We start from the raw sequence: 13,537 nt of genomic DNA on the forward strand, positions 1-13,537 counted from the left end.
GACACTAATGTTTACACTACATCCTTCGGATCAACAAAGTCTGGAAGCTCTTTGAGCCGTGTCAGACGCAGCATATTGGTCGTTCCGGTACGACCGAATGGCATGCCGGCTGTGATGGCAATGATCTCGCCCATCTCACCAAAGCCTTCTTCCAGCGTGATGTTGATGGCGTGCGAGACCATGTCGTCAATGCTGTTCATGACCTGGTGAATGACTGGGTGTACACCCCATACCATGGTCAGTCGACGAGCAGTCTCTACATTAGGAGTGCAGCCGATAACCGGTGCTTCAGGGCGTTCACGTGCCGCACGAAAACTGGAAAATCCTGATTCTGTGTACGTGAAGGTTGCTGCCAGCGGCATCACTGTGGCGATGTGGTGCAAGGAGGAGCTGATAGCGTCGGCAACCGTGTCTCCGGGAGTCGGCATGGAGGCATCAATGGATTTGCGATAGTAGGGGTCGCGCTCTACTTCTATGATGATGCGATTCATGGCAGTGGCGGCTTCGACGGGGAAGCTGCCGGCTGCGGTTTCAGCTGAAAGCATTACCGCGTCGGCTCCGTCATAGACGGCAGTGGCGACATCGGAGGTTTCGGCGCGAGTGGGGACGGGCGAGGTGATCATGGATTCCAGCATCTGGGTTGCCACAACAACGGGCTTGCCTTCCTGCCGGGCCCGGCGCAGAATTTTCTTCTGAACAACCGGTACTGTTTCCTGTGGCATCTCAACGCCCAGATCGCCACGTGCAACCATGACGCCGTCACTGAGTTGTACGATTTCGGACAGAAACTCGATAGCGCTGGGCTTCTCAAGCTTGGCCATGATGGCTGCCTTGTTGCCAACCAGAGAGCGCAATTCAACCATGTCTTCAGGACGCTGAACAAAGGACATGGCGATCCAGTCAACACCCAGAGAAAGTGCGTAGGTCAGATCAGCGCGATCCTTTTCAGTCAGTGGTGAGATAGGGAGTACCAGATCGGGAACATTGACACCCTTGTTGCCACTGATTTCACCACCAACCGTGACTTCGGTAAGAGCGCTGTCTGCTGTGAATTCAAGCACCTTGAGGCAAATCTTGCCGTCATTGACCAGCAGGTTTGCACCGACTGTCAGGGCTGCAAAGATCTCCGGGTGCATGAGGGGGGCGCGCGTGGCGTCACCGGGTGTCGGGTCTTGGTCAAGAGTGAATTGCTGACCAACTACCAGCATTTCCTTGCCGTTGGCAAACTTGCCTACTCGTAGTTTGGGTCCCTGCAGATCGGCCATGATGCCGATAGGGCGACCACGTTGCTTTTCTACATCACGGATGATGGCGTGTGTTCTGGCGTGATCAGCGTGCGTGCCGTGACTGAAATTGAGTCTGAATACGTCAATTCCTGCGTCAAACAATTTCAATATCGTTTCGCGATCATTGCTTGCCGGCCCCAGAGTGCCTATGATCTTAGCGTCGCGTTTGCGTCTCATCGATTTCTGCCTTCAGTTCGATAAATAGTTTGTAGTTTATCTACAAACTTTTTGTTTACGGCAGTTACTGCATTTGCCGCTCCATACTGCGAGTTTAACGCACCCAGTGTCGGTATTCTCATTCGAATGGTAATAGTCTCGTCAATGAGAAGGCGCCGATTCGGTTTCATCATGTAGTCAAACTACTCTGAGTGTCATGTGTTCTGGCTGCTGGTGCCACATGCCGGCGCATGATCTGCCTGGGAGAATATCTGTTCTTCGGAAAGCTCTGGAGTCTGAACAGCGTGCTCTGCGTGATGTATTCTTGTTCATTATCGAAAGCTTCCGGAGTGTCTGAATGTCTGCCAATCCTGCTGCACCGCCAGGCGAACCTGATCCTGCAATTGCACCTGCCGCTTTATCCGAGATGACATCGGGTCAGAGTCCGCAAGATAATGACGCCGACCAGACTCGGTTGCGTGCTGACAGACTGGTCAGACGCAAGCGCTTTGCCCTAGAGTTGCAACAGCTACTGCCTGCTGGTTCGATTCTGTCTGATCAGGAGCAGTTGCGTCCTTACGAATCGGATGGATTGACGGCCCTGAAGGCGACACCCTTGCTGGTCGTGTTACCTGAAACCATCGAGCAGGTGCAGGCAGTTATCTGCTGGGCACGCGATAACAGTGTGCCGGTAGTGGCACGAGGCGCGGGTACCGGACTATCGGGTGGTGCGCTGCCACATGAAGATGGCTTGTTGCTGGGGCTCGCCAAATTCAATCGCATACTGGAAACGAATCAGGAGCTGGGCTTTGCCCGTGTGCAGCCCGGAGTTCGTAATCTGTCCATATCAGACGCTGCCCGGCCACTGGGCCTTTATTACGCCCCCGATCCTTCTTCACAGATTGCCTGCACGATTGGCGGCAATGTGGCTGAAAACTCCGGAGGGGTGCATTGTCTGAAATATGGACTTACGGTCCACAACGTTCTGTCAGTCACCATGGTGACCATTGATGGCGAGCTTGTGGTGCTCGGTAGTGATGGTCATGACAGTGCCGGGTACGATTTGTTAGCGCTGTTCACAGGCTCTGAAGGTATGTTGGGCGTCGTGGTCGAGGTGAGGGTCAAGCTGCTGCCGGTACCCCCTGTGGCCAAGCTGGTCATGGCAGCCTTCGCCAGCGTCGAGTCTGCCGGTGATGCGGTGGGACGCGTCATCGCCGAAGGCATCATTCCTGCCGGACTGGAGCTGATGGATAACCCTGCCATCGTGGCCTCTGAGGCCTTTGCCAAATGTGGCTATCCGACGGATGCGGCGGCTCTGTTGTTGTGTGAGCTGGACGGCATGGCAGAGGAGGTGGAGTCGCAGATTGAGCGTGTGTCCCAGGTTTTCACGGAATGTTCGGCATCCAGCCTGCATATTGCTGCCAGCGAAGCTGAACGCCTGCAGTTATGGAAGGGCCGTAAGGCGGCGTTTCCGGCTGTGGGGCGACTGGCACCGGACTACTACTGTATTGATGGCACCATACCGCGCAAGCAACTGTCCCATGTACTGCAGCGTATGGAGGAGATGTCAGCTGAGTATGGTTTGCCGATTGCCAATGTATTTCATGCGGGCGATGGCAATCTGCATCCGCTCATCATGTTTGATGCCGGCATACCGGGCGAGCTGCACAAGACCGAAGAGCTGGGTAGCAAAATATTGCAGCTGTGTGTCGAGGTCGGAGGCTCGATAACGGGCGAGCACGGTGTTGGTATGGAGAAGATCAACGAGATGTGCGTGCAGTTCGATGCCGATACGTTAACGCAATTTCATTCTGTCAAGGCCGCTTTTGATCCGGAAGGTTTGCTGAATCCGGGCAAGGCGGTACCAACGCTGCAGCGATGCGCAGAATTTGGCGCCATGCACATTCATCATGGCGAACTGCCATTTCCCGAACTTGAGCGATTCTGAAGGTATCATCATCCAGTGACTCCCAATGACGATAGTAGCGCGCTGCTTCAGCGTGTCAAACAGGCGGTGGACACAGCCTCTCATCTTGTTATCAAGGCCGGTAACAGCAAGTCCAGTCTGGGAAATGCCGGATCGGATGCCAATACAGCTGAACCGCTGTCGGTGTTATCACATACCGGTGTCATCAGCTACGAACCCACTGAACTGGTGGTAACTGTACGCAGTGGTACCACCATGCAGGAGCTCAATGCGGTGCTTGATGAGGCGGGCCAGATGCTGCCCTTTGAGCCGCCGTGTCTGCCGGGTAGCACCATCGGTGGGGTGCTGGCATGTGGTCTGTCCGGACCTCGACGCCCTTTCAGTGGTTCAGCTCGTGACTATGTGCTGGGCACCCGGATCATCAATGGACAGGCGCAGGATCTCTCCTTTGGTGGTCAGGTCATGAAGAATGTAGCCGGTTACGATGTGTCGCGGCTGCAGATAGGCACCTGGGGCACGCTGGGTGTACTACTGGATGTATCCATGAAAGTGTTGCCCAAGCCTGAGCTTGAATTAACCCTGGTGCAAGCTGCAACGGAGCACGATACCCGGGGTTTTTCACCACTGATGCGACAACCGCTGCCCTTGTCCGCAGCCATGCTGATTGGTGAGCACCGCTATCTTCGCCTCAGTGGCAGTGAGGCTGCGGTAATGGCTGCCGCCACGGAACTGGGGGGTGATCGTCTGAGTGAGGAGGATGCGCAGATCTGGCAATCGGTACGCGATCATGAGCATGAGTTTTTCACCAGCCTGGCGCAAGATGCAAGCTTGTGGAGAATCTCTGTTGCCGATCATGCCCCTGCCTTGACGCTGCCCGGAGAATACCTCTACGAGTGGGCAGGTGCACAACGCTGGTTGAAGACAACGGCACCAGCGGCCGAGGTGTTCGCCGCTGCCCGTGCTGTGGGTGGTCATGCGAGTCGCTATAGTGCAAGCCTGGATGATTCAGCCGCGTTTCAGCCGCTGGATGGGGTCATGAAAAAATTACAGTCACGGGTGCGCGACAGTTTTGACCCGTTGCGTCTGTTCAATCGCGGCCGATTTCATCCTGAGCTGGATGCCCCTGAAAACAGTCAATTGACCTCGAGCGTCTGAGTCATGCAAACAACCATCTCCGAGTCCCTGGCCAGTGATCCGCGGGCTATTGCTGCTGAAGTCGTGCTTCGCAAGTGTGTTCATTGTGGTTTTTGCCTGGCTACCTGTCCTACCTATAATTTGCTGGGCGATGAGTTGGATAGCCCGAGAGGCCGTATCTACCTGATCAAACAGGTGGTTGAGGGTCATACGCCGACGGCAAGCACCCGTACACATCTGGATCGGTGTCTGACGTGTAGAAGCTGTGAGACAACCTGTCCCTCAGGCGTGGAATACGGTCATCTGGTTGATCTGGGTCGTAGTCTGGTCGAGGAAATGGTACCTCGCAGCGGCAGTGATTACTGGAAGCGCAAGGCCATACTCAGTGTGCTGCCTTACTCGATTCGGGTGAAGCCGCTGGTGAAGCTGGGTCAGGCGCTGCGTCCGGTATTGCCGCAAAGTCTGGCCAGCAGTGTACCTCCCCGACAGCAGATCAAAGCCCTACCCAGTCGCACTCAGGCGCGACAAATGCTGGTACTGGATGGGTGTGTGCAACCCTCTATGGCGCCTGCCACCAACATCAGTGCCGCTCGTGTGCTGGACGCGTTTGGCATCACCTTGAAAAACGCTGAAAAATCCGGTTGCTGCGGTGCGGTGCATTATCATCTGAACGAGCAGGAGAAAGCCAAACAGCTGATACGGCAGAATATCGATGCCTGGTGGCCTTCGGTAACGGCTGGTTGCGAGGCGATCATCACCACCGCCAGCGGCTGTGGTGTGATGGTCAAGGATTATGGTCATATACTGGCCGATGACCCCGATTATGCGCAAAAAGCGCAAACCATCAGCGAGCTGAGCAAGGACATTGTCGAAGTCATGGTAGAGGTGCTGGAGAAGGAGGATCTCTCCGGTTTTCGCGAACGTGCGGCGGCAATGGGCAAAGTCGCCTTCCATTCACCTTGTACCCTGCAACATGGCCAGAAGCTGCCCTTGGTGACCGAAAGCCTGTTAGGCCGATTCGGATTTAATCTGAGCTTTGTCAACGATGCGCATATTTGCTGTGGTTCTGCCGGAACCTATTCCATTTTTCAACCCGAACTCAGCCATCAGCTACGTGATAACAAGCTGAAGTCTCTACTGGCCGATGAGCCAGACATTATTGCAACCGCTAACATCGGTTGTCAGTTGCACTTGCAAGGTGGCAGTGGCCGCTCGGTGGTGCACTGGGTAGAGCTGATCGACCAGCTGGTGAACGAGGAGACTGTGTAAGGTTTTCCAAGCGCGTGCAGGGTGTTTCCTGCCGCGCAAGAAAGGGCTTACTATTCTCCAGCTGCAGACTCGGAACTCGCCAGGCCCATGACTCATCATCAGAACGCACAGTTTTGCCTGTGTCCAGTAAGTCGCGCAAGCCTGATTTTTTGGCGAATAGGTCGTGTGGATTGTGTTGTCGTGGCGGATGAGTACACTGATGGACATTGATTCCGTTGCGGATAACACTCGACTTCTGCGATCGATCAAGCGGATTCTGTTCATCCATCTGATTTTTGCCATCGCCGTCATTTGCTACTTTGGCAAGGATCTGTTGTTGCCGCTGGCGTTAGGTTTGTTGATTACGCTGACCCTGGCGCCAGCCGTACGCTGGTTATCCCGCTACCGGGTGCCGGCGCCGGTGTCAGCTGTCATGCTGGTATTGATCGTTGGCGGGTTTATCACATCCCTTGGCTATATGCTGGCCACACCGATGACAGAGTTGTTTGATTCCATTCCGCATATCGGGGAAACACTGGAAAAGAAGCTGTCACCCTATCAGACCTCGGTTGATGCCATCAGTAAGGCTGGCAAGCAGGTCGAAGACATCGCCTCTGCAGGTGGCGAGCAGCCAGCGCGTGTCGTACTGGAGCAACCGGGCATCATTACTTCGGCCGCATCAACGGTTGCCAATGGCCTGACCACCATCATGCTGGCCTTTGTGCTCTCGTTGTTCATGCTTGCCTCAGGCACGTTGTTTCAGGAGAAGCTGATTTCCGTCATGCCCAGGTTGCAGGACAAGAAGCGTGCTTTAAGTGTGGCCTATTCTGTGGAGAGCAGCGTGTCTCGTTATCTGCTGACGGTGTCGCTGATCAATATTGGGCTGGGTGTTGCAATCACCATTGCATTGTCAGTGCTGGGTGTTACCAATGCTGTTTTGTGGGGCGTGGTCGCCGCAGTTCTTAATTTTCTGCCGTTTGCCGGCGCTCTGATCGGGGCAGGCTTGCTGGCCATTGTCTCGCTGGGCACTTACGATACGCTGGCAGCGGCTCTGATTCCACCTATCGTGTATTTCTCATGCACCACCATCGAGGGTAACTTCATTACGCCTGCGATCGTGGGTCGTCGACTGCAGCTCAATATCGTCGCTGTGTTTCTGGCCGTGGTGATCTGGGGGTGGTTGTGGGGCATCGGTGGTGCGCTGATGGCCGTGCCCATTCTGCTGGTGATCAAGGTGTTGTGTGATCACATCGAAACCTGGAAAGACTTCGGCGAGTTTCTGTCAGGTCGCGAGGCGGCTATTGTCGCTGATGAGCCAATGGCATAGGCGGGGGGGTACTGACTGCGTTGAAAGTGCTGCTGCTCGGCAATCAGGCAGCCTTGTGCTTGAGTGCATCGGGAGTGCAGTAACTTATCAGATAGTCGGTTATGCCAGCCACGGGCAGGGGCTGTGAATAGTAGAAACCCTGCATCTGGTCGCAACCGTTTTCAACCAGCCAGTTGACCTGGGCTTTGGTTTCCACGCCTTCTGCGACTACCTTGAGACCCAGTACCCGGCCCATGTCCAGAATGGTGCCCATCAGCATGGAGCGTGTCTGGTCACCGAGAAAGGCGCGATCGATCTTGAGTATATCCAGTGGGTATTTTTGCAGGTACGCCAGGTTGGAATAGCCCGTACCAAAATCATCCAGTGCCAGTTTGATGCCCATGGCACTGAGCTGATGGAGTGTCTGGTTAACCTTGTCTGCGTTACCTAATAGCATGGATTCGGTGATTTCCAGTTCGATCATGGCAGGGTCGCAACCATGCTTGACCAGCATTTCTGACACATTCATCATCAAATCATCGGCATTGAACTGGTGTGCAGATATGTTGATGGAGACTGGAATTGTCAGTCCCGCCTTATGCCATTCACGTTGCTGGCGCATGGATTCATCCAGCACCCAGTTGCCCAGTTGTAAAATCTGGCCAGTATCCTCGGCAATCGAAATAAAGTCGTCCGGTGGTACCAGACCACGCGTTGGATGATGCCATCGAATCAAGGCTTCCACGCCGGTCACAGCCTGGGTAATGCATGAGATCTTGGGTTGGTAGTAGAGCTCGAATTCGTTGTTTTTCACGGCCGTGACAAGGTCATTCTCGAGACCAAGACGATCCTTGATGTTCTCGCTCATGTTGATCGACATCTGCTTGTCAAAAAAGCAGTATCCGCATTGCCGGGATTTTGCCAGATACATGGCAGCATCCGCATTTTCCATCAGCTCGGTGATATTCGCACCATCCATTGGTAGTCGGCAGATACCGATGCTGGGCTTGATATGCAATTTTTGCTTGTTCAATATGACCGGCTCGGCCATGGACTGGAGAATATTATCTGCCGTCTCGGTCAGCTTTCTTATGTCCGTCATCTTGTTGGTGATGACTACAAACTCATCACCACCGAGTCTGCTCACCAGGCTATTGGTGCCAATGGACTGTTTGAGCCGGTGTGCGGTTTCTATCAGTAGCTGATCTCCAACCGCGTGTCCCAGTGAATCGTTGATGATCTTGAAGCGATCCAGGTCCAGAAAGAAGAGACTGAACTCCGGCGTATAGCCTGCTTCATCGCTTAACAGCTCATCGAGATAAATGTTCAGTGCTGCGCGATTGGGCAAGCCTGTCAAAGAGTCTGTATAGGCAAGCTTGTAGGCGGACTGTTGGGCAATTCTACGCTCGGTGGCATCGCTGGCGCTGACCAGAATTGCCCCCGGCTTGCCGGTCAGGGCATTGTCCGTTATCTGAAAGGTCATCTGATGCCAACGAGGCCCGATCAAGGTGTTGACCTCCAGCTCGACGTTACATGTCTCGCACACTTCCAGCTCTTCCATGATGATCAGCAGATCCATCTCGTTGAGCAGCCGTTGAGGCAGAGTGGTGCAGGTATGGCTGAGTGTGTCGCGAGCGGCAGGGTTGCAGTAGATCAGATCGTATTCGGCATCATAGACGCTGATCATCGCTGGCGTGTGCAGCAGCGCGGTTGCACCGTGCAGGAGTTCGGCTTCAACACCGGCGGGCTTGTCGAGGGCCTGTATCAGTAGAGCCTTGTGCGTATCCTGAGTGGCAAAGGCGGAAAAGCGAAGCTCTACGGGCGCAAGTTGCGTCGCAAAAAACTGTGACGACTGTCCGGTATGGGTATTGCCATCTTCATGACAACTGGAATGTATCTGTCGTATCTGAGTCTTGGCGAGGCCTGCCATGTCCTGCTTGAATTCACGTGTGCGCAGCTCATCCAGTGAGTCTGCCTGCCAGTACTTCAGGCCTTCCTCATTAGCCCAGAGAATGCGCAGACTGTCGACATCGAACAGGCAAAGCGGTGCCTGGACATGGGCAAGCGCATGTATTCGAAGGTCTGTTGAGGGATTGAAATCAGGCAAGGTGTCTAGGCATTGTTTGCTGTTTGACAGGAATTTCTGTCTTCCACGAATTGTGCAAACTATCGGCTCATCCCCGGCTTAGGTAACCATTAGTTGGTGGTCCATGTTTTGAACTGTGCGGGTGTTCACATTCACAGAATCGAATGACTGTGACATTACAAGGCGAGGGATTTTTCCCTGCATTAACTGACAAGCATGGCCCCTTGCATGTCGGCTAATTACCGCATGTAACCTTAAAAAAAAGGGTGTGTGGGGGTTACTTCTGGCGTACAGCTACCGAAGTTCCGGTACTGTCAGGGTAGTGTTAGATGGTAGTTAAACGTTAGCTGGCGCACAGTCAAAACGCGTCAACGATCCGACTTTGGAGTTTGTTTTAGTCGGTAGCTTATTCAATAGTGGCCTTCTGAGAACCAGTAGAAATAGGAGGCTTTGATGAAATGCTAACTTCTGTTGCAAATCCGGGGTTACCCGGTTGTCATCTCAGTCTGGAGTTCTATTCACATGAAGCGTACGTTTGATTTTGTTGGTCTGAACACGGTTATTTCCGAAGCGTTCAAGCCCCTACATCAGGTTACACCTGCCCTGGCGCACAAGGCAGGAACAGATGCCGGTACCAAAGGCACTACACCTTCCAATTGCCATCACTCTTATTTTGCTGAAGAGGCATTGGAAACCGAATGGTATCGAGGATATCGTTCAGCCAAACAGCGTGTAGCCGAAGAGAGCTGAGCGTTAAGGATATTGGAAATATTCTGTTTATCCGTTCAACTTCATGCCAATTCTGAATAATCACGTGTAGTATTCGGACGCATGAGTTGCCTGGAACTGACCGACGCCGAGATAGTCAAGATAGCGGAGCCCATGATGGATGACATCATGCTTGGCGTATCTCGGCGTGACTATAAACATCACAGCACAAATTTTTCAGTTGTTCTGAAAAGCCGGTTGACCCCTGAGGTTTTTCTGGCAGCCTGTGACCAGCGGGAAACTGACTGGGGTTTGCCTGGCGATCGAGAACTAAGGTGTCTCTTTCGCAAGCACAAGTCCTTTACTCTGGTCTGGGTGCAGCACTACACCCGTACTGATGAGCAGGTCGTGGCCATGACGACCATCGCTCTGAAGGGTGGTCGCTATTTTGTAGATGATTTTCTTCTGCACTGATTCTGATCAGCTTCGAGCAAGCAGTCGACTTGCTGTAGATCGAATGTGCAATGCCCCGCAGGGCCGAAATCGAGCCGCGGGAACGATAACTGGAACCATCGAATCATTGAGGCTCTGGGGAATCGAGTTTCTGACACAGGTATTCCAGAACATCCTGGTCTTTACCTGCAACAAGATCGCTCAATCGTGCGCCGCTCAGAGCGCCTGTATTCAGTGATGGCAGGTCGTAGGGGGACTGCTGCATGCCGTAGGACGCTGAAATGGCACCGCAGCCAGCTATGAGCACCCAGAACAGTAATTTGAGGCTGCTGCGAACAATTTGCAGTGCCGCGATGAAGACCAGCAATGCGCCGAGCATTATCAGGACCTCATTGGCATATTCAAATTTTTGGAACTCTTGCCAATATTGCATGTCGTCATCTTCTGTAACGGATTAAGCTTTGAGTGTAACCCTAGGCCCGAAATAAACGAGTAGAGAAATAATACTTGTTGGCTAGCGGCTGACTACGGTTCTGCTTTTGCTACTCTAATGCCAATTTGATGCACGACAGGTTATTCCACGCTTTACGGGACTCCTGTGTGTCTTTTTCCCATGTTTGTCCTGCAGAGATCCAAATGAATCTGTCATCCGTGTATTCGCGCCGCCTGATGTGGCTGGGTTGCCTGTTCTCAGTCATCGGGCTGATGAGCTACGCCATTTACGCAGAGCGTGTGCTGTATCTGGATCCTTGTCCCTTGTGCATCACACAACGCATGTTCTACGTCCTGGTAGGGATTTTCTCGCTGATTGGTCTGATTTTCATCCGTCAGAGTACGGTGCAGCGAATTGCCGCCAGCCTGGTGGCACTGAGTGCGGTGGGCGGCATACTGACCGCCGGGCGTCAGGTATGGCTGCAGCATCTGCCACCAGAGCTGGTGCCTGAGTGTGGTCCTGGTCTGTCCTACTGGATGGAGAACGAACCCTGGTTGCGCACCCTGTCGTTGCTGTTCAAAGGCGATGGCAACTGCGCTGAGGTCCATTGGACCTTCATGAGCTTCAGTATGGGAGAGTGGTCGCTGGCCTGGTTCGTTGGCCTGCTGCTGGTTGCCCTGGTCCTGCTGTTCTCACGACGTGAAGAACAGCAGGTTGTCTGAGCGGGCTTTTTCCTAGTTTTCCGACAGCCTGCGTTGCAGCGCAGCGTAGGCTGGTTTGGTCTGATATCGACGGTCGAATATCAAGGGGTTGAACTCATCACGCCATGAGTACATGTCGGTGAAACCCCAGATCTGATAAGCCTTGCAACGCGCTTGCTCCAGGCACAGCGACAGGACTTCCTCATAGACAACCGCCTGTTGGGCTTCTGTCATGCCGTTGCGGATAGAGACATCCAGTTCGGTAATATAGATGTCCAGATCCAGATCGGCCATCTTCTGGAAGGTGGCAGCCACCTCATCAAACCGGTCAAAATCGGCATCCAGGTGCATCTGAAAACCGACACCGTCCACCGGCGTACCAGCATCCTTGAGCGAGGTCATCAAGGCGATCAGACCATCCGATTTCGGGCCGGCAAAGCTGACATCGTAGTCGTTGTACAGCAATGTCGCATCGGGGGCAGAAAGCCGCGCCTGACGAAAGGCAATATCGATGAAGTCGCCCCCCATGGCCTCATACCAGGTGGAGTGACGCAATGTACCATCGGCTTCCAGTGCCTCGTTGACAACGTCCCAGATAGGCACATCGTCGGCATAGCGAGTCAGGACACGATCGATGAATTCTCGCATATGTGTTTCGCGATCTGCCAGCTCTGAGCGCTTGATCCAGCCTGGCAATTGTGTGTACCAAACCAGGGTATGACCATGAACTGCCTGTCTGCTGACCTTGGCAAGCTGGATCAGGTTGTCCGCCTGTGCCCAGCGATACTTGCCAGGCAGAGGGTTCAGCAGATCCCATTTCAATGAGTTTTCAGTCGTCACGAAATTGAATTCTTCAGCGGCAATGTCCGCGTACAAGGCACCGTCAGGGCGTTCGTAGAACCCTTGCAAGGCGGCGTAGCCGAACAGCAGGTCGCGACTTGCAGCCAGATCGCGCAAGCGGCTGCCAGGGCGGATGAAATCGTCCTCTTCCAGCACTTCCAGTGTCACGGTGCGCGAATAGGTCAGGCTGGCATCGTCAGAATCAATGGCCGTCAGTTCCAGCACCAGGGTTTCGGCGGTTCGCGGAGTGAAGCGCAGGATGGTGAAATCCGGCTCGCTGTAATGCGGCACGATGGTCGCGCCCGCTGGTGGGTTGGCAATCTCCAGGGTGGGGATAGTGCCATTCGGGTCGGTGACCTTGATGTAGAGCGTTACCGGATCGTTGACACGCAGGGTGTGAGGTTTGATTTCGTTGATGGAAGGTGATCGGTTGACGATACTTTGCGGGTCTGACGGCATCTTCACCCTGATACGAACGGTACGCTCGGTGCGATAGTAGGGCTCCACCGGGTCGGTGGCCGTGATGGTGAACTCGCGAATGCCGACATCGGGCTGCAGTGGCTGCCAGATCAGTGAACGCGTACCGTTGAGATTGTCCACATAGCGGGCTCCTGGAGGAATGGCATAAGGAAACAACCCCGGTATGCCTCCGTCAGCATCCAGTGGGCGAAGCACCAGATTGAGCTCTTCGCCGGCAAAGACTTCGACATCATTCAGATTTTCAAAGTAGGGCAAGGAATTGGTGCTGGTGTCGACGTCATCGGGTATATAGGTGACTGCGGGTAATGGACCTGCTTCAAAATCCGCATCGGTCAGAACGCCGAAGTCATCATCCAGATCACGGTCAGGATTCCGAACGACGAAGAACTCACTGACGGTTGTCACAGGACCTGTGGATCTGACCGGTTCGCTGTCAGCTCCGGGGGCAGGCGTCAATGGTTGGCTCGGCAGAGGCTCCAGAACCCGATCAGGGGTGATCTCTGGTGAGACGACGACTGTCGGCGTGTCCGTATTGTCAGTGTCGGGCTCGCCGCCAGTGGTCGTGTCCGGGTTGTCGCCAGTGTCGTTATCGGTATCCGGCGTGGCATCGTCCGGCACGTTTCCTGTGTCCGTGCCGCTTGGCGGCGCGTCATTGGATGGATTCGAGTTACTGGAAGAGCTGCAGCCACTGACAAGCGCCAGTGCGAACAATAGTGCTAGGGGAGGCAGTCGTTTGTATCCTACTGTAATCACAGAGGGTATGTGTTTATCGAACATCA

At 54.0% G+C, this 13,537-nt stretch carries 11 protein-coding genes; 7 read left to right on the forward strand and 4 right to left on the reverse strand.

The features are described from left to right. Positions 1-11 precede the first annotated feature (11 nt). Entirely contained in the window at positions 12-1,463 is a 1,452-nt protein-coding gene (pyk, locus tag IMCC3135_RS14170; RefSeq protein WP_088918222.1) for a pyruvate kinase, read from the reverse strand. Positions 1,464-1,800: 337 nt separating this feature from the next. Here pyk and IMCC3135_RS14175 point away from each other — a divergent pair, with 337 nt between their 5' ends. From IMCC3135_RS14175 to IMCC3135_RS14190, 4 genes are all read left to right on the forward strand, one after another. Beyond that, positions 1,801-3,390 carry an FAD-linked oxidase C-terminal domain-containing protein gene (locus IMCC3135_RS14175; RefSeq protein ID WP_236994785.1) on the forward strand — a complete coding sequence of 530 codons (1,590 nt, stop codon included), beginning with the start codon at positions 1,801-1,803 and terminating at the stop codon, positions 3,388-3,390. 15 nt (positions 3,391-3,405) lie between these two features. Further along, positions 3,406-4,524, forward strand: a complete 1,119-nt coding sequence (gene glcE / locus IMCC3135_RS14180; RefSeq protein ID WP_088918223.1) for a glycolate oxidase subunit GlcE — start codon at positions 3,406-3,408, stop codon at positions 4,522-4,524. A 3-nt stretch (positions 4,525-4,527) separates the two neighbouring features. Further along, positions 4,528-5,772 (forward strand): glycolate oxidase subunit GlcF, encoded by a 1,245-nt coding sequence (gene glcF / locus IMCC3135_RS14185; protein WP_088918224.1) that lies wholly within the window; start codon positions 4,528-4,530, stop codon positions 5,770-5,772. 199 nt (positions 5,773-5,971) lie between these two features. Then, positions 5,972-7,078 carry an AI-2E family transporter gene (locus IMCC3135_RS14190; protein WP_157735984.1) on the forward strand — a complete coding sequence of 369 codons (1,107 nt, stop codon included), beginning with the start codon at positions 5,972-5,974 and terminating at the stop codon, positions 7,076-7,078. Positions 7,079-7,121: 43 nt separating this feature from the next. Here the strand turns inward: IMCC3135_RS14190 and IMCC3135_RS14195 are convergent, their stop codons facing one another. Further along, the gene (locus IMCC3135_RS14195) at positions 7,122-9,164 is read right to left on the reverse strand and encodes a putative bifunctional diguanylate cyclase/phosphodiesterase (RefSeq protein ID WP_088918226.1); all 2,043 of its coding nucleotides are present in this window, start codon (positions 9,162-9,164) and stop codon (positions 7,122-7,124) included. Positions 9,165-9,665: 501 nt separating this feature from the next. Between IMCC3135_RS14195 and IMCC3135_RS14200 the strand changes: the two genes are divergently transcribed. Beyond that, positions 9,666-9,893, forward strand: a complete 228-nt coding sequence (locus tag IMCC3135_RS14200; protein WP_088918227.1) for a hypothetical protein — start codon at positions 9,666-9,668, stop codon at positions 9,891-9,893. An 81-nt stretch (positions 9,894-9,974) separates the two neighbouring features. Continuing rightward, positions 9,975-10,325, forward strand: a complete 351-nt coding sequence (locus tag IMCC3135_RS14205; RefSeq protein WP_088918228.1) for a hypothetical protein — start codon at positions 9,975-9,977, stop codon at positions 10,323-10,325. Positions 10,326-10,428: 103 nt separating this feature from the next. Here IMCC3135_RS14205 and IMCC3135_RS14210 read toward each other — a convergent pair whose 3' ends face one another. Next, positions 10,429-10,737, reverse strand: coding sequence for a hypothetical protein (locus IMCC3135_RS14210; protein WP_088918229.1), 309 nt, complete (start codon positions 10,735-10,737; stop codon positions 10,429-10,431). 203 nt (positions 10,738-10,940) lie between these two features. On the opposite strand from IMCC3135_RS14210, the gene IMCC3135_RS14215 reads away from it, so the two are divergent. After that, a complete protein-coding gene (locus IMCC3135_RS14215; protein ID WP_205738042.1) occupies positions 10,941-11,459 on the forward strand; it encodes a disulfide bond formation protein B in 519 nt (172 codons plus the stop codon). Positions 11,460-11,471: 12 nt separating this feature from the next. Here IMCC3135_RS14215 and IMCC3135_RS14220 read toward each other — a convergent pair whose 3' ends face one another. Further along, a complete protein-coding gene (locus IMCC3135_RS14220; protein WP_157735985.1) occupies positions 11,472-13,511 on the reverse strand; it encodes an endo-1,4-beta-xylanase in 2,040 nt (679 codons plus the stop codon). Positions 13,512-13,537 lie beyond the last annotated feature (26 nt).

The organism is Granulosicoccus antarcticus IMCC3135, from assembly GCF_002215215.1.
In the GTDB taxonomy this organism is placed as follows: domain Bacteria; phylum Pseudomonadota; class Gammaproteobacteria; order Granulosicoccales; family Granulosicoccaceae; genus Granulosicoccus; species Granulosicoccus antarcticus.

Bases quoted from the DNA above. Each gene is read 5' to 3' on its own strand.
- IMCC3135_RS14190 (WP_157735984.1), top strand. From the start codon at position 5,972: ATGGACATTGATTCCGTTGCGGATAACACTCGACTTCTGCGATCGATC.
- pyk (WP_088918222.1), bottom strand. From the start codon at position 1,463: ATGAGACGCAAACGCGACGCTAAGATCATAGGCACTCTGGGGCCGGCA.
- IMCC3135_RS14200 (WP_088918227.1), top strand. From the start codon at position 9,666: ATGAAGCGTACGTTTGATTTTGTTGGTCTGAACACGGTTATTTCCGAA.
- IMCC3135_RS14175 (WP_236994785.1), top strand. From the start codon at position 1,801: ATGTCTGCCAATCCTGCTGCACCGCCAGGCGAACCTGATCCTGCAATT.
- IMCC3135_RS14210 (WP_088918229.1), bottom strand. From the start codon at position 10,737: ATGCAATATTGGCAAGAGTTCCAAAAATTTGAATATGCCAATGAGGTC.
- IMCC3135_RS14205 (WP_088918228.1), top strand. From the start codon at position 9,975: ATGAGTTGCCTGGAACTGACCGACGCCGAGATAGTCAAGATAGCGGAG.
- IMCC3135_RS14215 (WP_205738042.1), top strand. From the start codon at position 10,941: ATGAATCTGTCATCCGTGTATTCGCGCCGCCTGATGTGGCTGGGTTGC.
- glcF (WP_088918224.1), top strand. From the start codon at position 4,528: ATGCAAACAACCATCTCCGAGTCCCTGGCCAGTGATCCGCGGGCTATT.